Genomic DNA, 21,726 nt, shown 5'->3' with positions numbered 1-21,726 from the left:
GTCCTTTGAGGTGTTCGCGAATACCCACATCTGTAGGAGCGAATTCATTCGCGAAAGGCGCTGTGAAGGTCGAAAGGCATAGGGAAGCCCTCATGAATCCGCCTCCACATCCTTGACCAGCGGCAGCCACAACACGAAGGTTGTGCCGCCTGCCGGATACTCGGCACTCAGACTGCCACCTGCTGCCGCCGCGAGGCTGGCGGAAAGGGTCAGCCCAAGGCCCAGACCCTGTTCACCGGGTTTGGTGGTGAAAAACGGTTCAAACAGATGCTTGCGGGCTTCGTCGTCGATGCCATGGCCGTTGTCGCGTACGAGCAAGCGATAGCGATCCTCGACCACCTCGCCTTCAAGCCACAATTCGGGCAGCGGTTGGGCGTGCATGGCGTCCAGAGCATTGCCGATCAGATTGACCAGAATCTGCTCCAGTCGTGTCTGGTCGATTCCCAACCCGGCATCGGTGAAGTCCTGATGCAGATTCAGGGCAACGTTCTCAAGCCGGACGCTCAGCAACTGCAAGGCCGCGTCCACCGCCTTGCGCAACTGCGCCTGGCCCTGATCGTTGCCGCGCCTTGCAAAGGCCCGCAGGCTGGCGGTGATGCGCCCCATGCGGTCCACCAGATCGTTGATGGTGCGCAGGTTGGTGCTGGCGGTGTCCAGAGCGCCACGTTCGAGGAAGCGAACGGTGTTGCCGGACAAGGTGCGCAAGGCTGCCAGCGGCTGATTGAGTTCGTGGGCGATGCTGGTGGACATCTGGCCGATGGCGGCCAGCTTGCCGGCCTGAACCAATTCATCCTGGGCCTTGCGCAGCGTGTCCTCGGCCTGTCGGCGTTCGCGGATCTGCGCCTTGAGGCGTTCGTTGCTGGCGCGCAAATGCTCGGTGCGTTCCGCGATCTTGCGTTCCAGTTCGTCGTTGGCAGCCTGCAAGGCTTCACGGGCCGCAAGCCGGGTGGAAATCACCTTGCGACGCTCGTTCCAGGCAATCAGCAAAAACGCCACCAGCGCACAGGCCACGGCGACCAGCATGCCCTGGCTAGCGGCTTCACGGCGCAGATCTTCAAGAGGGGTCAGCAGAGTCAGGTGCCAGGGCGTATCGCTCAGTTGCCGGGTCTGGGCCAGATAGCTGACTTGCGTATGCTCCTTATCAACACTGACATTGGCAGGGAAGGTGAGCTTTTCAACACCTTCGGCCAGGGTTTCGCGTTCCAGCGGCACCAGTTCGTTCAGCGGCCACCAGTAATATTGCAGGCTGCGCGCCAGGCGTTCCTTGATAGTCGGGTTCAGCGGGCGCACCGACTTCAGGCGGCGGGCCGGGTCGCTGGACAGGATGATGATGCCGTTCTCATCGCTGACAAAGGCTTCCATGCGCGCCCGTTGCCAGCGTTCTTCCAACGCTTCGAGCCGCACCTTGATGACGGCGACACCAATGATCCGGCCTCTTTCTTCCAGCCCGTGGGCCAGGTAATAACCGGATTCGCCCACAGTGGTGCCGATCCCGTAGAAGCGGCCGGGCAGGCCCCGTACGGCATCCTGGAAATAGGCGCGGAACGACAGGTCTTCGCCCTGATAACTGTCAGCATCGCGCCAGTTGCTGGTGGCCAGCACTCGTCCGGTGGTGTCCATGACGTAAATGGCACGACTACGACTGCGGCGGTTGAGGCCTTCAAGGTAACTGTTGACCTTGCCTTGCAGGTCGGGCGTCGGGTTTCTCAGAAGTTGTGAAACGCTGGACTCAAGCTCCAGGACGCTGGGCAGGTAGGTGTACTTGTTGATTTCACTTTCGACCGTACGGGCATGCAACTCCAGCTGGCGTTCGCCATTTTCGCTGAGGTTCTTGATGCCGTGGGTCTCGCTGAACAGATAAGCGATGTAGCCCAGGCCGATCATCAGCATGAGGATCAGCGGGGGCAGAAACAGTTGGCGTATCAGACGGGGTTTCACGGCGAGTGATGGCGGCGCAGCGCTATAGATATGAGGGTCGCATTTCATCACAGTCGTCCTGAGCCGAACAGCTACCCGTACCCCGGGAGGCGGGGCAGGGCAGCGAACGGTATTTCCTAGTGCTGGAGGATCTTGGCGAGGAACTGCTGGGCGCGCTCGGAGCGTGCGCTGACATCACCGAAAAACTCTTCCTTGGCGCAGTCTTCGACGATCTGGCCCTTGTCCATGAAGATCACACGGTTGGCCACTTTGCGGGCAAAGCCCATTTCATGGGTTACGCACATCATGGTCATGCCTTCGTGAGCCAGTTGCACCATCACGTCGAGCACTTCGTTGACCATTTCCGGATCGAGGGCGGAGGTCGGTTCGTCGAACAGCATGACCACCGGGTCCATCGCCAGAGCACGGGCAATCGCCACACGCTGCTGCTGACCACCGGAAAGCTGGCCAGGATGCTTGTGGGCGTGGGCAGAAAGGCCTACGCGGTCCAGCAGCTTCAGGCCTTTCTCGGTGGCTTCGGCCTTGCTGCGACCCAGCACCTTGATCTGCGCGATAGTCAGGTTTTCCACGATGCTCAGGTGTGGGAACAGCTCGAAATGCTGGAACACCATGCCGACCCGCGAACGGAGTTTCGGCAGGTCGGTCTTCGGATCGGAGATCGAAGTGCCGTCGACCACGATGTCGCCTTTCTGGAAAGGCTCCAGAGCGTTCACGCATTTGATCAGTGTCGATTTGCCGGAACCGGACGGACCGCAGACCACGACCACTTCACCCTTGCTGACCTCGGTGCTGCAATCGGTCAGTACCTGGAAGTCCCCATACCACTTGTTGACGTTCTTGATGGAAATCATATGGCAAACCTTTTTTGCAGACGCTTCACCAGCAACGAGGCGGCAAAGCTGATCGTGAAATACACCACACCGGCGATGATCAGGAACTCATTGGCGCGGCCGATAATGTCGCCACTGGCGCGCGAGGCATTGAGGAAATCCACCAGACCGACCGTGTAAACCAGAGACGTGTCCTGAAACAGAATGATGCTCTGTTGCAGCAACAGCGGAGTCATCTTGCGAAACGCCTGAGGGAGGATGATCAGGCGCATCATTTGCCCGTAGGTCATGCCCAGGGCCTTGGCGGCACCCATCTGACCCTTGGAGATGGACTGCACACCGGCACGCACGATTTCGCAGAAGTACGCGGCCTCGAACATCATGAACGCCACGACGCAAGAGGTGAATGCACCGATCGGCGTGTCTTCACCGGTGATCCAGCGCAGCACGAACGGCACCGCCAGGTAGAACCAGGTGATGACCAGCAGCAGCGGGATCGAACGGAAGTAGTTCACGTACGCACCGGCCACATTGGCCAGCAGCTTGTTCGATGACAGGCGCATCAAGGCCAGGATGGTACCGATGACGAGGCCGCCGACGATGCCCAGGGCCATCAGTTGCAGGGTCATGACCATGCCGTTCCACAGGCCGGGAATGGCTGGAACGATTCCACTGAAGTCCATTATTTACCCCCCAGGGAAATCAGGCCCGGCACTGCGACTTTCTTCTCGATCAGACGCATCAGCAACATCAGGCTCATGTTCAGGGTGAAGTAGATCAGTGTCGCCAGAGTGAACGCTTCAAACAGGTTCGCGGAGAATTCTGCGGTCTGCTTGGTTTGTGCCAGCAGTTCCATCAGACCGATCAGCGACGCCACCGACGAGTTCTTGAACACGTTCAGGAATTCGGAGGTAAGTGGTGGAATGATGATCCGGTAAGCCTGTGGCAGCAGCACGTTCCAGTAGATCTGCGGCAGTTTGAAACCCATGGCGCGAGCTGCGGACTCCTGGCCTTTTGGCAGTGCCTCGATACCGGTACGCACTTGTTCGCAAACCCGTGCAGCGGTGAACAGACCCAGGCAGACCACGACGCTCAGGAATGCTGAAGTCGTCGGGTTGAGGTCTTGCTTGTACCACTCCTGCAGGTTCTCAGGCAGCAGGTCGGGCACCAGGAAGTACCAGATGAACAGCTGCACCAGCAGTGGCACATTACGGAAGATTTCCACGTAGATCGTGGCGATGCCAGCCACCAGACGGCTTGGCACAGTACGCATGACACCGAGTATGGAACCCAGTATCAAGGCGATGATCCAGGCGGCGACGGCAATGGCGATGGTCCAGCCCAGACCGGAAATGAACCAGTCCAGATAGGTTTCGCTGCCGACACCGGTGGACTTGAAGAATACGCCCCAGTCCCAGTTGTAATTCATCAGGGTCTCCCCCTCTTGTTGTCGAAATGCACGCACCCGTCTCGCATGAATCCGTTCGAGCCCTTATGCACTCCAGACCCGCCTTCAGACTCCGTCCTGGCGTTTATTGTCTGGGTACAGTGAGTGATGAGCGGTTTTCCGAACGGGTCGCGGCCCGTTCGGAAAACCGTGAGTTCACGGTGTGTCGGTTACTCAGGCTTTCTTGGCTTCAGCAGCTTTGTCGTTCGGCTCTGCGATCAGCTTTTTCAGCTCGTCGCTCATCGGGAACTGCAGGTTCAGGCCTTTTGGCGGGATTGGCGACTGGAACCACTTGTTGTAGATGGTGTTGATTTCGCCGGATTTGTAAGTGGCGACGATGGCGTCATCGACCGCTTTCTTGAACGGCGCGTCGCCTTTGCGAACCATGCAGCCGTAGATTTCATAGGATTGCGCAGTGCCGGTCACAGCCCAGTCGGTCGGCTTCTTGGCCTTGGCCATTTCGCCTGCCAGCAGTGCGTCGTCCATCATGAAAGCGACTGCGCGACCCGATTCCAGCATCTGGAAGGATTCACCGTGGTCCTTGGCGGAAATCACGTTCATGCCCATCTGCTTGTCGGCGTTCATCGCCTTGAGGATGCGCTCGGACGTGGTGCCGGCGGTGGTCACGACGTTCTTGCCTTTCAGGTCATCGAAGTCCTTGTAGGACGAATCAACTTTGGACAGCAGGCGGGTACCGATCTCGAAGATGCCGACCGAGAAGTCCACTTGCTGCTGGCGCTCGACGTTGTTGGTGGTGGAGCCGCATTCCACGTCAACGGTGCCGTTCTGAACCAGCGGGATACGGGTCTGGGACGTGACCAGGTTGTACTTGACCTTCAGGTCAGGGATGTCGAGTTCTTTCTTGATGGCTTCAACGATTTTCAGCTGGATATCGTGGGAGTAGCCAACCGGAATGCCGGAAGCATCGGCAATGTAGGAAAACGGGATGGAAGCGTCACGGTGACCGAGGGTGATGGTGCCTGATTCTTTGATCTTCTTCAGTGTGCCGGTCAATTCTTCTGCGAAAACTGGAGTGCTGATCAGAGTGGCAGCGATTGCTGCGCCCAACAGTTGGGGAACGATACGCATCGATGAATCCTCGAATTCGTTTTTATTAAGATTTCTCAGTGAATGCTTCAACCGCGTCCGGGCTAGACACACGCGACAGTCGAAGCGATCGACAAAAAGTGTAGAGCATGAGTCGTGCCAAGGATCTTTGTTGTAGTTAAGATACTGATTTTATTGGTTTTATTATTTGTTTTTTTCGCTCTGGCGAGCTGCGGCCGTCCGGGTTCCCGAACTCCAGATAATGGGTTGTTCGGAAAACCGAATAGGGGGTGGGGGTGGAGTTTCGCGAATAAATTCGCTCCTGCGCTGAATTTCGTAGGGGCGGATTTATCCGCGAAAACGGCAGTGCGGTATTTCTCAATCAGAAGTCATAACGAGCCGTCATGCCCAGCGTGCGCGGCGTACCCAGCAAGCCGCCGTAGCCGCCGTTGGGTTCGCTCCACAAGGTCGTGTAATAGGTCTTGTCGAAAGCATTCTTCAGCCACAGCGAGACGTCCCACTGGCCTTGGCCAAGGTCGCCGCGCAAGCCGGTGCTCAGGTTGACCACGGCGTAGCTCGGGATCTGCGCGTAATCGGAGTCTTCAACAGTGCCCACGGCTTTGGAGCGGAAGGCATAGCTGGCCGTGACGTACTCTTGCAGACCGTTATCCAGATCCCACTTGTACTCGCCATTGACGTTGGCGATGTATTTGGAGGCGCCGACCACCTGATGGCCGCTCAGGTCGCACGAAGCGGGCGCGCCGGCCTGCAGGCTGACTTCGGGTGGGCAAGGCGCATCTTTATAAGAGGTGTAACGCACGTCGTTGTAAGAGCCATTGACGTTCAGCGTCAGCCCGCGAATCGGCAGAATGGTGCTTTCCAGTTCCAGGCCGCGAGAGCGCACGGTGCCGGCGTTGGTCAGGTATTGCACGCGGTTGGCGTTATCATAGGCGTTGGTCTGGTAACCGTTGACCTGGGTCCAGAACAGGTTGGCATTGAGTTGCAGGCGACGATCCCAGAGCGTGCTTTTCAGACCCAGTTCCGCATTGTTGGCGCGCTCGGTGCCGATCAGCAGCGAGTCTGCACCGGCAGTGGGGGCCGTACCGACCGCCAGGTTTACCCCGCCGGATTTCTCACCGTGGGAGAGCGTGGCGTAGCCCAGCAGATCGTCAGTGAAGTGGTAACTCAGGTTGAGCATGCCCGAAGGGCTGGCGGTGTACTGGTTCAGATCGCCCGACTCGTAGGCACCTGTGCGGGCATTGCGTGCGGTGAGGGCCGCGCCGGTAACGGTGGCGCCGCCTTGCGGAGCATCGCGTTGCACCCAGGCATTCTTCTCTTCGTAAGTGCCACGAACACCGGCGGTGAAATCCAGTTTCGGCGTGAGGTGCCAGGTGCCCTGGGCGAAGAGGGCAAAGCTGTTGGTTTCGATATGGCCTTTGCCCAGGCTGTTGACGTTGGCCAGTGCGCCGGTGGCGGTGCCGTTCCAGATATCGGCCTGCGGGCCATAATGGGTGAACGACGTGTTATCCAGATCGGAGCCGAAGTAGTAGGCACCGACGACGTAATCGAAAAAGCCGCCGCCAGGGGACGCCAGGCGAAATTCCTGGGACCACTGTTTATCTTCCACCGACACGCCGCCGTTGTAGGAGGCCGATGCATTGAGGCCGTCATCGTTGCGCGGCGTGAAATTCCACCAGCGATAGGAACTCACGGAAGTCAGAGTGAAATCGTTGGCCAGCTTCCAGTTGGCTTCCAGCGAGGTGCCGCCTTGATGCACGGTCACACGCTGGTCGCTGTTGAGGTTGACCTTGCGGTGCGAGCCATCCACCAGCGTGGCACCTGCTGCGCCAGCGCGGCTTTCGTAGCGGTTGACGCCGTTGATGGTCGGTCCGGTGCTGAACAGCGCACGGGTTCCGGCGCTGGAGCTTTCCTCGTTGTAGTCGGCAATCCAGCGCAGGCTGAAGTCTTCGTTGGGCTTGAACAGCAGTTGTCCACGGAAGCCTTCGCGTGAGCCGCCACCGAGTTTGTTACCGTCGAAGACGTTATCCAGATCGCCGTCGCTGCGGCTGCGATAGGCAGAGAAACGACCGGCCAGTTGATCGTTGAGCGGGCCGGAAATCGTGCCCTTGGTCTGGAAGTAACCGTTCTCGCCGACAGAGGTTTCGATACTGCGTTCCGGGGTAAAACTGGGCGCACGGGTGTTGATGTTCAGAACCCCGGCGGTGGTGTTCTTGCCGAACAATGTCCCTTGCGGGCCGCGCAGCACTTCCAGTTGCTCGATGTCCATGAGGTCGAACACCGCCATGCCCGGACGTCCGAGATAGACGTTGTCGATGTACAACCCGACGCTGCCCTCCAGCCCGTCGCTGGCCGGGTTATTGCCCAGCCCGCGGATCGATACGCTCGACTGTCGGGCATGCATGTAAGCCACGTTCAGGCTCGGCACCAGTTGTTGCAGATCCTGAATCTGATAGATCCGCTGGCTTTCCAGCGAGGCCCCGTCCAGCACGCTGATCGGAGTGGGCACGTTCTGCGAGCTTTCCTCGCGGCGGCGGGTGGTGACGGTGACGGTCTTGAGTCGTGTGTCATCCGCCGTGGCACCGGTGTCGGATCTGGCAGCGCTTGTCGTGGTCGGCGTTTCAGCGGCATGAGCCAGGGAAAAGCCTGCGCAGCCCGCCAGCAACAGGGCGAGCGGCAAACGCTTGAGTCGTCCGGCAGCGATAGGGGTAGCGGATTGTTGATCATTCATGTCGCGGCTCCTTTGATGCAATGCCAAGGTCGGTCATTCCTTTTGCACTACTAATATTCTTTTTAGTTATTTCAATATGTATTTATAAGGTTTTACTGAATAAGAGATTGCCTTTATAAGGAGTGCTACCGAGGCAGAGCAAATGCATTTGCCCGATACTTTTTATGTGAAAAATGCATATCGACCTTCGCCAACTCCGTCACCTGATTGCTCTGGCCGAGCATCGAAGTTTTGTCGCCGCTGCTGTGGCGGTGAACCTGTCGCAGTCCGCTTTCAGTCGCAGCATCCAGGCACTGGAGCACAGCGTCGGTTGCCAGTTGATTGATCGGGTCAGCAAGGACCTGACGCCGACCCAGCAAGGGCAGGTGGTGCTTGAGCACGCGCGGCGTCTGGTCAGTGGTGCCAGGCAACTGACCAGCGAGATCAGCCAGTTCAATGCGCTGGAAGCGGGCGAGCTGCGCTTCGGTTGTGGACCGGCGCCAGCGTCAGGTCTGGTGCCCCGTGCGATAGGCAGTTTCATCAGCCGCCTGCCCAAGGCACGGGTTCATTTTCAGGTGGACGACTGGCAGAGCCTGGGCAAGCGTTTGCTCAATGAAGAGTTTGAATTCTTCGTGGCCGATACCCGGCAATTCGAGGCAGACCCTTCCTATGTCACGCACAAGCTTCGGCCGCGCAAATGGCACTTCTGCTGCCGCGCCGAACATCCGCTGGCCCGGCACGAGACGGTGACTGCCAGCGAGTTGCTGAGCTTCCCGCTGGCCGCGACCCTGCGGCCACCGAACCTGCGCAAGGTCATGGCCGACCTGAGCGGACAGCCAGACTTCGCGCCTAACGTCGAGTGCGAAAACACGTTCAGCCTGCTGGCCGTGGTGATGAACTCCGATGCAATCGGTATCAGCGGCTCCTACAGCGATGCGCTGTATTACGCCCGGCAGGAACTGGTGCGTTTGCGCATCGAAGGCCTGGATGATCAGTGCGAAGAGTTGTACACGCGCTATGGCATTGTCAGCCGGGCCGGTTATCGACTGTCGCCGCTGGCCAAGGAAATGATCGAAGAGATCAAGAAGGTCGATCAGGCAGAGGACGCTGCTCACGAATCGTTGCTGACCAATCTGGCAGTGTGATGCCGCCTGGGTATGCATGCCTTGCATATCAACTATTCAACAAATGCACTTGCTGAATACCCGCCCGGATCGCGAAATAACCGCTATTAGCCTGCACATCAACGGACCGAACCATGAGCAAATCCTTACGACAACTTTTCAAGCCCTTGCTGGGCGTGCTTCTTGCCGGGCTGCTGGGCCATGCCCAGGCCAGCGATGACGGCGTGACTATCCGCATCGGCTCGCCGGATCAAGGTGCCGGGAGCTTGCCATTCGTGCAGGGCGTGGTGGGGCTGGCGCATATCCAGCAACAGCTTGAGCAGGAGTTCGCGGCATCCGGCGTGAAGGTGCAGTGGCATTTCTTCAAGGGTGCCGGGCCTGCGGTCAACGAAGCCTTCGCCAACCAGCAACTGGACTTCGCCTGGCTGGGCGACCTGGCGGCAATCATCGGTCGCTCCAGTGGCTTGCAGACCCGTCTGCTGCTGGGCGCACGCGGCGCGAACATGTATCTGGCGGTGACGCCGCAATCGGGCATCACCCAACTGACCGATCTCAAGGGCAAGCGCGTAGCGGCCTATCGCGGCACGGCGGACCAGCTTTCATTTGCCAAGGCACTGGAAAGCCAGGGCCTGAAAGAGCGCGACCTGCAAATCATCAGTCTCGACTGGGCCGCCGCCCGAGCGGCATTGGCCAGCGGGCAGATCGACGCAACCTGGTCGGGCATGGGCGTGCTGGGGCTTGAGAGCAAGGGCATCCTGTTTCCGCTGAGCACCAAGCAGCTTTCCCGTCAGGCCACCACTCAGGCAGGACTTGTCGGCAGCCAGGCATTCATCGAGCAGCATCCGGAATTGACCCAGCGCCTGATCAATGTGCTGGTCAAGAATGCTGTCTGGCTCAGCGATCCGCAGAACCTGCCGGCCTATAGCGCGCTGATGGGCGAAAGAAGCTCCACGCCAGCCGCCTTGTTCGAGCGTGAGTTGAAAGGCGATGACCTGAAATTCCGCAACTCGCCGCGTCTGGATCCGTTCCTGAAAACCGCCCTGCAGAACAGCGTCGAACAGGCCAAGACCCTGGGCCTGATCCGTCGTACTTTTGTGGTGGATGAGTGGGTCGAGCCACGTTTTGTCGACAGTGCCTTGCAACAGCAGAAACTGACCGATTTCTGGCCGACATTCGATGCTGATGGCAATCCACTCTGACCGGACAGGTAATCACCCATGACTGCAATCAAGAACGTGCTGTACATCATGTGCGACCAACTGCGCCGTGATTATCTGTCGTGCTATGGCCACCCGCATCTGCACACCCCGAATATCGACCGCCTGGCACAGGCTGGCGTGCGCTTCGCCCGGGCTTACACCCAAGGCACCATTTGTGGACCTTCGCGAATGTCGGCCTATACGGGCCGTTACGTCAGCAGCCATCAGGTGGCCTGGAACTCCGTGCCGTTGCCTCTGGATGAACTCACCATCGGTGACTACCTGCGACCGGCCGGGATCCGCACGGCGCTAGTGGGCAAGACCCACGCCACGCCCAATCTGGACGCCCAGCAACGCCTGGCTCTGGAACCTGACAGCGAGCAGGCCGAGAACCTCAACGAAGTAGGGTTTGAAGCTTTTTTCCGTCACGACGGCATCTACCCTGACGATCCGGTTTTTGCCGACAAGCGTGAAAGTGCGCCTTACACCCATCACCTGCGCAACCTGGGTTTTGACGGGGTCAATCCCTGGCATGACTGGGCCAACGCCGCCGAAGGCGAAAATGGCGAAATCCTCAGTGGCTGGAAAATGCGCCATTCGCATCTGCCGGCCCGTATCGAAGAGCAGCATTCGGAAACCGTCTACACCACCGACCGCGCCATTGACTTCATGGCGGAGCAGGGCGAGCAACCCTGGTGCCTGCATCTTTCGTACATCAAGCCGCATTGGCCCTACATCGCTCCGGCGCCTTATCACGCGCTGTACGGCAAAGAGCATGTGATTGCGCCGATACGCGCCGAAGCGGGCAAGGAGAGCGACCACCCGGTTTACGCTGCATTCCGCAAGCATCAGGAAAGCCGCAATTTTTCCCGTGAAGAAGTGCGCCTGAATGTCATTCCGACCTACATGGGGCTGGTGAAGCAGGTGGACGATCAGCTCGGGCGGCTGTTCGATGTGATGCAGAGCAATGGTCGTTGGGATGACACGCTGATCGTCTTCACCAGCGACCACGGTGACTTTCTCGGCGACCACTATCTGGGCGAGAAAGAGTTTCTGCTCGAACCCGCCGTGGGCGTGCCGCTGATTGTGCGTGATCCGCGCCCGGCGGCCGACGTGACCCGTGGCAGTGTTGATGAGCGCCTGGCTGAAACCATCGATGCCTTGCCGACCTTTCTCGACGCTCTGGGTTTACCCAGTGCCGGGCATCGCCTTGAAGGCCGGTCGCTGATTCCGCTGCTGCATGGCCAGCAACCACAATGGCGTCAGTTCGCGATTGCCGAATACGACTATGCATTCCAGGCACCCGCCCGTGAGCGTTTGGGGCAGCCGATTGATCGTTGCCGGATGTACATGGTGCGCAGCGAGCGCTTCAAGTACCTGGCCTATGACGGTTTCCGCGCCCAGTTGTTCGACTTGGAAAACGATCCTCAGGAACTCAACGATCTGGGGGCCGATCCCGAGTTCGCTCAGGTGCGCGAGCAACACCAGAGCTACCTGTTCGACTGGTTGCGTGGCCTGAAACGACGCACGACGATCAGTAACGAGGAAATCGATCAGCGCGGGCAGCGGTTCCGTTATGGCGAGCTGGAAGATGACGCCATGGTGCAGATCGGCGTCTGGTGAAACATCGCGGGCGTGAGAGCGCCCGCGAACGTTTCAGATCAGGCACCTTTGAGGGTTACGCTCTTTTGCCCGGCGACACCCACCGGGACTTCGCCCTGCAAGGTCACGCGACGCACGATGCGTTCCTGCTGGCCGTAGTCGTCCACGGCATAGTGCTGGGTTGAGCGGTTGTCCCAGATGGCAACGTCTCCCGCTGTCCAGCGCCAGCGCACGGTGTTTTCCAGGCGAGTGACATGGCTCTGCAACAGGCCGAAGAGGTGAGCCGAGTCGCTTGCCGAATAGCCCTTGATGCGTTTGACGAAATGGCCGAGCAGCAGGCTCCTTTCACCGCTCACAGGATGCACCCGCACTACCGGGTGCTCGGTTTCATACACGGTGGAAGCAAAGACCTTGCGGTAGTTATCAAGCTTTTCCGAGGTCACGCCGGGCCGGATGCCCGCGTAGTCATATTCGTTACTGTGCAAGGCCCAGAGTTTGTCGGCCAGCTCACGTATTTCAGGCGAAAGGTCGTTATAGGCCGCAGCAGTATTGGCCCACACGGTATCGCCGCCGGAAGCCGGCGCGATGACCGAGCGCAGGATCGAGGCCTTGGGGTAAGCGTCCACAAAAGTGACATCCGTATGCCAGGAGTTGGCGCGCTGGCCATCGGCACCACTCAATTGCATCAGGTAGCGGGTCCCGTCACGCACCGGAACCGTCGGGTGAGCAATGGGTTCACCCAGCAGCTTGGCAAAGGCTTCCTGACTCTGATCGTCCAGGTGAGTCTGGCCGCGAAAGAACAGCACTTTGTATTGCACCAGTGCGGCCTGGATGGCGTCCACGGTGGCGGCATCCAGATCAGCGCTCAAGGCGACGCCATTGATCTGTGCGCCGATACGGCCTGCAATCGGTTGAATATCCAGCGTCAGAGCGCTGGGTTGGGTGGCACGTGCTGCCTGGCTCATGGCAAATCCTCTTTATCTATGGTTAGAACCAAAAGGTCTATCCGGTATTTATTTTGTTCATTGACGGCATAAGAGCTTGCATTTAAAACCTCAACCCATTCGTCAGGCCAATACCTTTGGCCTCATTTTCAAATGCCTGGAATGCATATGGATCTGCGTCAATTACGCTACTTCATCGCACTGAACGAACACCGCAGTTTCGTGCGCGCAGCAGACGCCATGGGGATTACCCAGCCGGCGTTCAGCCGCAGTATTCAAGGCCTGGAGCAAGAGTTCGGGTGTGTGCTGGTGGAGCGCGCCAACAAGGATTTACGCCCGACGCCGGAAGGCCATGTGGTGTTGCAGCATGCATTGCGTCTGGTGCAGGGCGCGGCGTTGCTGAGCAGCGAAGTGGCGCAGATGACCAAGCTCGATGCTGGCGAAATACGCTTTGGCTCAGGACCTGCGCCAGCCATGCGCCTGATCCCCGAGGCCATGTCTCGCTTCATCGAGGCCCACCCCAAAGTGCGGGCTTATCTGGAAGTGAACAACTGGGAAAAACTGGCCCGCAGCCTGGCTCGCGAAGAGATCGAATTCTTCGTGGCCGACACCCGCCAGTTCGAGTCAGATCCGAACTTCCAGACCCGGCCCCTTAAAGCGCGGCGCGGCATGTTCTTTTGCCGGGCCGGGCACCCGCTGCTGAGCAAGGAAAGCCTGTCCACCAACGACATGTTCGATTACCCGCTGGGCGCGACACTGATCCCGCCGGGCATCCGCAAAGGGCTCGCCAACCTCAGCGGCCGCTCCGACTTCACCCTGCACATCGAAACGGCCCACTTCCCGGTCCTGATGAAAATCGTGCAAAGCTCCAACGTCATCGGCATCGGCCCGCAAGAGGCGCTGGAGCGCGACATCGCCAACGGCACCCTGGCCCGCCTGCACTGGCGCAACCTGCCCAACGAACTCGACAGCCTGAGCGCCCGCTACGGCATCGTCAGCCGGGCGGGTTTCAGATTGTCGCCCGCGGCGCGGGCGATGATTGAGGTGATTGTTGAGGTGGATGAGGGGCAATCCTGACCGCTACGGAGCGAAGCTGATCGGCAGCTTCAATAATGTTTGATGTTAGAATGCCATTTATGTCGATTTTGAGTCGACGCATTAATCGTCAAAGAATTGTTTCGAGGGATTGAAAATGGGATGGAAGGGAACCTTGCGTTCAATGCAGGCTGCTTCACGCAAGGCAGAGCGTAAGGCTCAACGCCGTAATCGTGAACTCCAACTACGCCAGAAAGAATACGCGAAGATGGAAGCGCTTGAGCAGGCTGCTTATGAGGTAGAGGTCTACGAAAATAAGATTGATCTCTTGTTGTCTGTGCATAAAGAGTGTGGCGATGAGATTGACTGGCAATCTTTTATTGATCGAGTCGAACCGGTAGAGCCTGTATGTGATGGAGTGCTGGAGGTACAAGCCAGAGACCGAGAGAAAAATTACCAGCCTGGATTTTTTGCTCGGTTATTAAAACTTGAAAATCGCCAACGTAAAAATCTGCAATATAATATTGAGAAAGGGCGTCTTGAGGATAAACGGCAGCATAATAAAGCTGTTCAGCAGTGGCAAACTGATCATGCAGCCTGGCAAGAAGAGTATAAAATCGCTCAAGGTATTTTGCGGGGTGAAGGTCAGGCAAAGCTGGAGGCCATAAAGCTTCTGGATCCGTTTTCAGATATTTCTCATTTGGGGACGGCTGTAAATTTTTCGATTGGGGATAAGGGTGTTGTGGAGGCTAACCTAAGTGTCCATGGCTCTCGTGTGATCCCTTCTGATATCAAGTCTTTGCTACAGAGTGGAAAGCTATCTACCAAGAAAATGCCTATGGGTAAATATAACGAGCTTTTACAGGATTATATCTGTAGTTGTGTATTCAGGGTAGGCCGTGAGCTTTTGTCAATTCTGCCAGATGATCTAGTTGTAGTAACGGCAGTCGATGATGCAGTGAATACCGCTACGGGGCATATGGACAAATTTCCGATTGTCAGTGTGGCGGTTTCCAGAAAGACACTTGAAACGTTGAATATGCAATCGATTGATCCCTCTGATGCCATGAAGAACTTTGTACATAATATGTCCTTTAAAAAGACATCTGGTTTTACCCCTGTCCAAGTGCTTGATGTCAATCAATTCAATGTATGATGTGTTTTGGAAGATGATAGCTTAATTGACTCTGCCAGAGGTGTGTTAGTAGAGCTGGTTCTGGGTGCAAAATTGCTGCTCCAGCTTTCTCGCTATCAGGGTCTGAAGTGTAATGTGAGTCATTGTAGGGGGACGTATGTTGATTGATGGATATCCTGAGAAGTATTGGCATTGCTTTGTTCAGCGAGAAGGAGAAAAGGATTTTTCGATTTTAAGTGATCTTCGATATGAAGAGTTATTTGTGAATGTTGTAGAGCCATGGCGCGCGGGCCGAGCTTTTGTTGTGGCAGGAACAGTCATTGCATCACCTAAGCAAGTGAGGTCTATAAGGATTTTACATACGCGAAGGCATGAGGGATATTATGCCGATAGTAGTGATGGAGGAGCAGGGTTGAGTAGAACTGCTGATCTCGTCGCCAACCGAGATGTGCTACTCTCGAAAGGAACTGACTTTACATTCGAGCTTTTATTCTCAGGCTCCGAGTCAACTGCGCCTGAACCGGATGTTGCTCTAATTGAACGCTTATGCCGTCGTCTTCCTCAAGCAGCGAGAATTCTTGGTAATCGCTCGCGCAAAGGTAAGTTGCCATATGAGGTTAAGGATGAATATGACGTTCAAGATCTACTGCACGCTCTGATTCGCGGCTATGTTAAATACTCGGTTCAGGAAGACCCTCTGCCCAAGGTGGCTGGAGCCAAGTCAGGGCGGGCCGATATATCAATTGAGGAGCTAGGGGTTTTAATTGAGTTGAAGTATGTGCATGGACCCGAAGATCAAAAGCGTTTGTTTGAAGAGTATTCGCAAGATCTGGTTCTTTATGCTCAATGGGCACCGCTCAAAACGTTGATCTATCTTGTGTACAACTCGGCAGATTTACGTGATCCAGAAGCTTTTGAAAAGCTGGCTTCGGAGCAGGAGATTAATGGAAAGCGGTTTGCCGTGAAGATGGTACTGGCTTGATTGGTGGCCGGTTTTTATGCTTTTTGCACTCCATAAGTTAGCGAGTTGCAGGCAATCTACCAGACTGTAACCGGCGGCGCGGGTGGTGATTGAAGACAATGAATTACCCATCTGTAGGATGCGAATTCATTCGCGAAGAGGCCAATACATCCAATGGAGATGCATTGTGTTCATGATGCCATTCGCGAATGAATTCGCTCCTACTGTATCCACTCGCTTACCTTGAACGGCTTGCGAATCAGGCGTTCTCTGGCGGCGATGTCCACGGAGGATTGCAAGGCTGCGAGGAATTGCGGGTCGAGTTGTGAGGGGAAGATGTCGGCCATTTTTTCCGTGCGAAGGTCTTTTTCCAGGACGGCTGCCGGGTAGCTCGCATAGTTGGACACTAGATCGATATAGGCCTGTTTGTTGTTCTCGTCGGTTAGCCAGCGAGTGGCCTGTTCCTGGGCTTTGAGCAGGCGAGCCACAGCTTCGGGGTGTGCGTCGACGAAAGCTCCGTCAGCGACCAGTACGCCCTGGATATTGCCCGCGCCGCCCAGGTCTTTGGAGCTGAGGGGCAGTTCCGCCAGGCCCTTGGCTTCCAGAGCGGTCAGGCCCGAGAGTGCCCAGGTGGCGTCGATCTGTTTGGCGGCCAGGGCTGCCAGTGCGGCATTGAAGTCCAGGTTGATGACTTTCAGGTCTTTCTCGCTCAGGCCCTGGCTGGCCAGTGCGGTATCGAAGGACAACTGGCTGGCCGTGCCGCGAAATACGGAAACCCGTTTGCCCTTGAGATCCTGCAGGGTCTTGATGCCCGAGCCTGGCACCACCGCCAGATAATGCTTGATGCCGCGAGCGGCGGCGCTGAGCAGGCGGGTATCGAGCCCGTTGGATTTGCCGATGATGGCTGCCAGATCACCCAGATAGGCCAGGTCCACCTGTTTGTTGGCGAATGCTTCATTGATGACCGGGCCTGCGCCCTTGAAGAACACCCACTGAATCTTGATGCCTTCATCGGCAAAGGCCTTTTCGTAAATCTGCTGGCTGCGCAGCACATCGACGATGCCGCCTCCGCTGTTGCCGGTCCCGGCGCTGAGGTCCGGCACGGCGATGCGGATTTCCTTGAGGTCGGCGGCATGGCTGGCAATGGAGGTCAGGGCAAGGGCGCACCCGAAGGCCAGGGATTTGAAAAGGTTTTTCATGGGCTGTCCTGAATAGAGCTCGCAGAGCGCCCAATCAGACACAGCTTTTGATCATTCCAGAAATAATATTAATTCCACCTTTAATCACTCAATGGAATAAGCGGTGGGGCAAGGCAAGTGCTGCAGCCCATGCATTTCCTGCAATAAAAGTATTCTTTAAATGCATTGGATGTCTGGCTTGCTTCCGCACTTAAATGACGATACTTATCTCCTTATGGAATTCCTGTCTGTTTTTATAGATCGGATAAGAATATGCAAATAGCCTTTATGCAGCAGCCGACAGCGGAGTTCTGATATGGCTCGTGACTCCCTTCTTTCCATTCCCGAGCCTGTCGTGCCTGCCCGGCGCTGGACCATCGCTCCGGTATTCAAGCGAGTGCTGCTGGCTTGGTATCTGCCCCTCGCGCTGGCTGTGCTCTGGTGGGTGGCCAGCCGCAATCACTGGATGAGCGAGCAGATTCTGCCTGCGCCTTCGCTGGTCTGGCAGAGCGCTCTGGAGCTGGCAAGCTCTGACCTTCCCGGCAACCTGTGGATCAGTTTGCAACGCCTGTTCTGGGGCTTGCTGGCGGGGATCTCGGCGGGTGCCGTGCTGGGTGCCTGGCTGGGTTTCAGTCGCCGCGCCGAGAGGCTGGTCTTGCCGACCTTCACCTCGCTGGCGCAAGTGCCGACCCTGGCGTGGATTCCGCTGTTCATGGTCGTGTTCGGCATTGGTGAGATGCTCAAGCTGGTGGTGATGATCAAGGCCGTCATTGTTCCGGTAACCCTGCATACCCTGATCGGCGTTCGCGATGCCCAGCCTCGCCTGCGCGAAGCTGCTGCCGTTTTGCGTCTGCCTCTGCACTTGCTGATCCGGCGTCTCATTTTTCCTGCGGCCTTGCCGTCTTTCATGGCTGGCGTGCGGCTGGCGCTGTCGTCTGGCTGGTCTTCGTTGCTGGCGGTCGAGTTGCTGGCTTCAAGCGAAGGGATTGGCTACCTGATGGTATGGGCGCGGCAATTGTTCATGCTCGACATCGTGTTTGTCTGCATTGCCGTGATCGGTGTGATTGGCGTGCTGATGGATCGCGGTATCGGCTTGGCGGATCGCAAGTGGGTGTTCTGGCCCCATGCCGCGACTGCCGAGTTTCGCGGTCGCGCTCCGGCGCAAGGGCTTGATCGGATCGTCCCCTGGATTCTGCCCTTTGCCTTGCTGGCGCTGTGGCAAGCCGCCAGCCAGTGGGGGTGGGTGAATGCCAATATTCTGGTTTCGCCGCTGCTGGTGCTGGAAACCCTGTGGGTCGGTCTGCTGGACGGTTCACTGCCGCAAGCCATGGGCCTGAGCCTGAGCCGCGCTTTGGGAGGTCTGTTTCTGGGCGGCGCGCTGGGGTTCTCTCTGGGTTTGCTGCTTGGGCTTTCGCAATCGCTGGAACGTTTTCTGGGGCCGACCCTGGCGGCGTTCAGGCAAGTCGCCATTTTCGCCTGGGTTCCGCTGATCACAGCCTGGTTCGGGTTAGGTGAGCCGGCCAAGTGGGTGTTCGTCGGGCTTGCGGCATTTTTCCCGCTGTTCATTGCGACCCAGCGCAGCGTCGCCAACCTGTCGCCGCAGTTGAAGGAAGCGGCTCAGGTCCTGCGTCTGAGCCTGTGGCAACGCCTGACCCGCATGGTGCTGCCGGGTGCGGCACCGGGGATTTTTGCCGGCCTGCGCCTGAGCCTGATCTATGCCTGGCTGGGCACCATCGGTGCCGAATACTTCATGCCATCCAATGGCGGCATCGGCAGCCTGATGATCGGCGCGCAACAACTGCTGCGCATGGACGTCATCATGAGCGGCATGCTGCTGGTGGGGCTGACTGGCGCGGCACTCAACGAAATCGGACAACGCATTGAAGCGCGGGCGACGCGCTGGAGGCATGCATGACAGCCCAGACCCAATCCATCGTGAACTTCAACCATGTGGGCAAGGTGTTTCAGACCGGTCATGGTGATGTGGAAGCGATTCGCGAGTTCAACCTGCACGTCGCGGAAGGTGAATTCATCGCCATCGTGGGTTCCAGCGGCTGTGGCAAGTCCACGCTACTGCGCTTGTTGATCGGGCTGGATACCGAGTTTCGTGGCGAAATTCAGGTCGACGGCAAGCCGGTCAGCGGCATTGGCAGTGAGCGGGGGATTGTCTTTCAGGAGCACCGTCTCTTTCCGTGGCTGACGGTCGAGGAAAACATCGAGCTAGGGCTGGTCAACGAAGGGCTTGGGCAGAAAGAGCGCAGCCAGAGGATTGCCGATTTCATTCAACTGGTGGGCCTCAAGGATTTCACCCGGGCTTATCCCCATCAGCTTTCCGGCGGCATGGCCCAGCGGGTTGCCATTGCCCGTGGCCTTGTGGCGAGCCCACGTATTCTGCTGCTGGATGAGCCGTTTGGCGCGCTGGATGCACTGACACGCCAGCAGATGCAGGAAGAACTGCTGGCCATTCGTGAGCGGGCAAAGATCACCACGATACTCGTGACCCATGATGTGGAAGAGGCCATCTTCCTGGCCGACCGGGTGGTGGTCATGGAGCCAAGGCCGGGCCGCATCAAGCGCATCGTGGATATAAAACTGCCGCATCCGCGCCAGCGCAGCAGCTTCGACTTTCACCTGCTGCGTGAAGAGTTGCTGCATGAGCTGACCAGCGATGACCATTACGTCATTCGCGAACCGGAGCAGATACGCAATCTGCCTGCGGCGTTTATTGCCTGCTAGTTCTGTGAGTTGGATTTTTCGCTCCCTCAAAAACCGGTAGGAGCGAATTTATTCGCGAAATCAATCTTCAGGCTGCCGCTATAGCTGATTTATTAGGCACCACAGTTTCCAGATACCCCTGCACTCCAGCCTGCTCTTCAGGCGTGGTGAACAGCCCAAGCTTGGTGCGACGCCACAGAATGTCTTCGGCACGGGTTGCCCACTCGTTGGCGCACAGGTAATCGACTTCGCGGGTGTACAGGCCTGCGCCCAGATGCTCGCCCATGTCTTCCAGGCCGTTCACGCCGTCCATCAGGCGCCAGCTGCGGCTGCCGTAGGTGATGGACCAGCGTTGTGCGATGGAAACAGGCAGCCACGGAAAGCGTTTGCTCAATTCGGCTGCCAGCACCTGCGGTGTGGTCATCTCTTCTGCGCCCGGCAGTGCGGCCTTGGCGGTCCAGCTCGGTTTCATCCGGGTGAAGAACGGAGCCAGTTGCGCCATCGCCGATTCAGCCAGTTTGCGATAAGTCGTCAGCTTGCCGCCGAACACCGAAAGAATCGGCGCTTCGTTTTCGCCGCCCGACAACGACAGGGTGTAGTCGCGGGTGATGGCCGACGGGTTATCGGATTCGTCGTTACACAGCGGACGCACGCCCGAGTACGTGTGCAGCACGTCACTGCGGCTCAATTGCTTCTTGAAGTGGTCGTTGGCCACTTTCAGCATGTAGTCCATCTCGCCGTCGGTGATCTTCACCTTGGCCGGGTCGCCCTGATATTCACGGTCGGTGGTGCCGACGATGGTGAACTTGTCCAGGTACGGAATGGTGAACACGATGCGTTTGTCTTCGTTCTGCAGGATGAAAGCGTGCTCGCCTTCGTACAGCCTTGGCACGATCAGGTGGCTGCCCTGGATCAGACGGATGCCGTAAGGCGAATCCAGCTTCAGATCTTCGCGAATGAACTTGGCGACCCATGGGCCAGCAGCGTTGACCAGTGCCTTGGCGTTGATCGAGAAGACCGTGCCGTCGGCGCGCTCCATCTGCAGGTGCCACATGCCTTTGGTGCGGCTGGCACTCAGGCAGCGGGTGCGGGTGTGGATATGTGCGCCGTTCTCACGGGCAGCCATGGCATTGAGGACCACCAGGCGTGCGTCATCGACCCAGCAGTCGGAGTACTCAAAACCGCGAGTGATGGACGTGTTGAGCGGGCTGTCCGCGCCGAAACGCAGGCTGCGCGATGCCGGGAGTTTTTCACGCTTGCCGAGGTTGTCATACAGGAACATGCCGGCACGGATCATCCAGGCCGGGCGCAGATGCGGGCGATGGGGCAGGACAAAGCGCATCGGCTTGACGATGTGCGGCGCCTTGGCCAGCAGCACTTCACGTTCGGCCAGTGCTTCACGCACCAGACGGAATTCGTAATGTTCCAGGTAGCGCAGCCCGCCATGGATCAGCTTGCTGCTGGCTGACGAGGTGTGGCTGGCCAGGTCATCCTTTTCACACAGGAAAACCGACAGACCACGGCCCGATGCATCCGCTGCAATACCGACACCATTGATGCCACCACCGATAACGGCAATGTCGTAGACCTCGGAAAGCGATGGTGCTGACGTAGTGGAGTGGGGCATTGGATGAGCCTCCTGGACAATTCTTGAGTAACGCTCGAAAGGCGAATTTGAACATTGATGTTCGTTTGTGAAAATAATAGCTCAAGAAACACGGCGCTGCCAGTCGGTATTTATTGAAAATACTGATGAGGATGAGGGTAAAGGAACAAAATCGAACATCGTAGGACGATTTTCGCAAATGCTTGCCTGTGTGTAGGAGCGAATTCATTCGCGAAA

At 57.6% G+C, this 21,726-nt stretch carries 17 protein-coding genes; 8 read left to right on the top strand and 9 right to left on the bottom strand.

The window, feature by feature from the left end; translation table 11 throughout:
- Positions 1–90: 90 nt before the first annotated feature.
- The 6 genes from CKW23_RS10835 to CKW23_RS10810 form a co-directional block, all read right to left on the bottom strand.
- Positions 91–1,986 (bottom strand): ATP-binding protein, encoded by a 1,896-nt coding sequence (locus CKW23_RS10835; RefSeq protein ID WP_025261521.1) that lies wholly within the window; start codon positions 1,984–1,986, stop codon positions 91–93.
- 68 nt (positions 1,987–2,054) lie between these two features.
- Positions 2,055–2,789 carry an amino acid ABC transporter ATP-binding protein gene (locus CKW23_RS10830; RefSeq protein WP_025261520.1) on the bottom strand — a complete coding sequence of 245 codons (735 nt, stop codon included), beginning with the start codon at positions 2,787–2,789 and terminating at the stop codon, positions 2,055–2,057.
- Complete coding sequence (locus CKW23_RS10825; protein WP_176767539.1) at positions 2,786–3,454, bottom strand: amino acid ABC transporter permease; 669 nt, start codon at positions 3,452–3,454, stop codon at positions 2,786–2,788. Before CKW23_RS10825 ends, CKW23_RS10830 begins: the two co-directional genes overlap by 4 nt.
- Positions 3,451–4,197 carry an amino acid ABC transporter permease gene (locus tag CKW23_RS10820; RefSeq protein ID WP_025261518.1) on the bottom strand — a complete coding sequence of 249 codons (747 nt, stop codon included), beginning with the start codon at positions 4,195–4,197 and terminating at the stop codon, positions 3,451–3,453. Before CKW23_RS10820 ends, CKW23_RS10825 begins: the two co-directional genes overlap by 4 nt.
- 192 nt (positions 4,198–4,389) lie before the next feature.
- Positions 4,390–5,304 carry a glutamate/aspartate ABC transporter substrate-binding protein gene (locus CKW23_RS10815; RefSeq protein WP_025261517.1) on the bottom strand — a complete coding sequence of 305 codons (915 nt, stop codon included), beginning with the start codon at positions 5,302–5,304 and terminating at the stop codon, positions 4,390–4,392.
- A 340-nt stretch (positions 5,305–5,644) separates the two neighbouring features.
- A complete protein-coding gene (locus CKW23_RS10810; protein WP_025261516.1) occupies positions 5,645–8,011 on the bottom strand; it encodes a TonB-dependent receptor in 2,367 nt (788 codons plus the stop codon).
- A 173-nt stretch (positions 8,012–8,184) separates the two neighbouring features.
- On the opposite strand from CKW23_RS10810, the gene CKW23_RS10805 reads away from it, so the two are divergent.
- The 3 genes from CKW23_RS10805 (at position 8,185) to CKW23_RS10795 (ending at position 11,936) form a co-directional block, all read left to right on the top strand.
- A complete protein-coding gene (locus CKW23_RS10805) occupies positions 8,185–9,135 on the top strand; it encodes a LysR family transcriptional regulator (protein ID WP_025261515.1) in 951 nt (316 codons plus the stop codon).
- 113 nt (positions 9,136–9,248) lie between these two features.
- A complete protein-coding gene (locus tag CKW23_RS10800; protein ID WP_025261514.1) occupies positions 9,249–10,313 on the top strand; it encodes an ABC transporter substrate-binding protein in 1,065 nt (354 codons plus the stop codon).
- 18 nt (positions 10,314–10,331) lie between these two features.
- Positions 10,332–11,936, top strand: a complete 1,605-nt coding sequence (locus CKW23_RS10795) for an alkaline phosphatase family protein (RefSeq protein WP_025261513.1) — start codon at positions 10,332–10,334, stop codon at positions 11,934–11,936.
- Between the two features lie 38 nt (positions 11,937–11,974).
- Here the strand turns inward: CKW23_RS10795 and CKW23_RS10790 are convergent, their stop codons facing one another.
- Entirely contained in the window at positions 11,975–12,880 is a 906-nt protein-coding gene (locus CKW23_RS10790) for a TauD/TfdA family dioxygenase (protein WP_025261512.1), read from the bottom strand.
- 147 nt (positions 12,881–13,027) lie between these two features.
- Here CKW23_RS10790 and CKW23_RS10785 point away from each other — a divergent pair, with 147 nt between their 5' ends.
- The 3 genes from CKW23_RS10785 to CKW23_RS10775 all read left to right on the top strand — a co-directional run bounded on the left by CKW23_RS10785 (position 13,028) and on the right by CKW23_RS10775 (position 16,011).
- The gene (locus tag CKW23_RS10785; RefSeq protein ID WP_095067550.1) at positions 13,028–13,936 is read left to right on the top strand and encodes a LysR family transcriptional regulator; all 909 of its coding nucleotides are present in this window, start codon (positions 13,028–13,030) and stop codon (positions 13,934–13,936) included.
- A gap of 142 nt (positions 13,937–14,078) precedes the next feature.
- Positions 14,079–15,050: a hypothetical protein gene (locus CKW23_RS10780; RefSeq protein ID WP_308507678.1), complete on the top strand. Its 972-nt coding sequence runs from the start codon at positions 14,079–14,081 to the stop codon at positions 15,048–15,050.
- Positions 15,051–15,186: 136 nt separating this feature from the next.
- Complete coding sequence (locus tag CKW23_RS10775) at positions 15,187–16,011, top strand: hypothetical protein (RefSeq protein WP_143498933.1); 825 nt, start codon at positions 15,187–15,189, stop codon at positions 16,009–16,011.
- Positions 16,012–16,211: 200 nt separating this feature from the next.
- Here CKW23_RS10775 and CKW23_RS10770 read toward each other — a convergent pair whose 3' ends face one another.
- Positions 16,212–17,189, bottom strand: a complete 978-nt coding sequence (locus CKW23_RS10770; protein WP_095067547.1) for an ABC transporter substrate-binding protein — start codon at positions 17,187–17,189, stop codon at positions 16,212–16,214.
- Positions 17,190–17,484: 295 nt separating this feature from the next.
- On the opposite strand from CKW23_RS10770, the gene CKW23_RS10765 reads away from it, so the two are divergent.
- Positions 17,485–19,083: an ABC transporter permease gene (locus tag CKW23_RS10765; protein ID WP_095067546.1), complete on the top strand. Its 1,599-nt coding sequence runs from the start codon at positions 17,485–17,487 to the stop codon at positions 19,081–19,083.
- Positions 19,080–19,904 carry an ABC transporter ATP-binding protein gene (locus tag CKW23_RS10760; protein WP_095067545.1) on the top strand — a complete coding sequence of 275 codons (825 nt, stop codon included), beginning with the start codon at positions 19,080–19,082 and terminating at the stop codon, positions 19,902–19,904. Before CKW23_RS10765 ends, CKW23_RS10760 begins: the two co-directional genes overlap by 4 nt.
- 67 nt (positions 19,905–19,971) lie before the next feature.
- Here the strand turns inward: CKW23_RS10760 and glpD are convergent, their stop codons facing one another.
- On the bottom strand, positions 19,972–21,510 hold the full coding sequence (gene glpD / locus CKW23_RS10755; RefSeq protein WP_095067544.1) for a glycerol-3-phosphate dehydrogenase: 1,539 nt from the start codon (positions 21,508–21,510) through the stop codon (positions 19,972–19,974).
- Between the last annotated feature and the right edge of the window lie 216 nt (positions 21,511–21,726).

Source organism: Pseudomonas sp. Irchel 3A18 (assembly GCF_900187465.1).
GTDB lineage: Bacteria > Pseudomonadota > Gammaproteobacteria > Pseudomonadales > Pseudomonadaceae > Aquipseudomonas > Aquipseudomonas cichorii.
The sequence above is the reverse complement of the archived record's forward strand: the minus strand, read 5'-3'. Positions and strand labels throughout refer to the sequence as shown.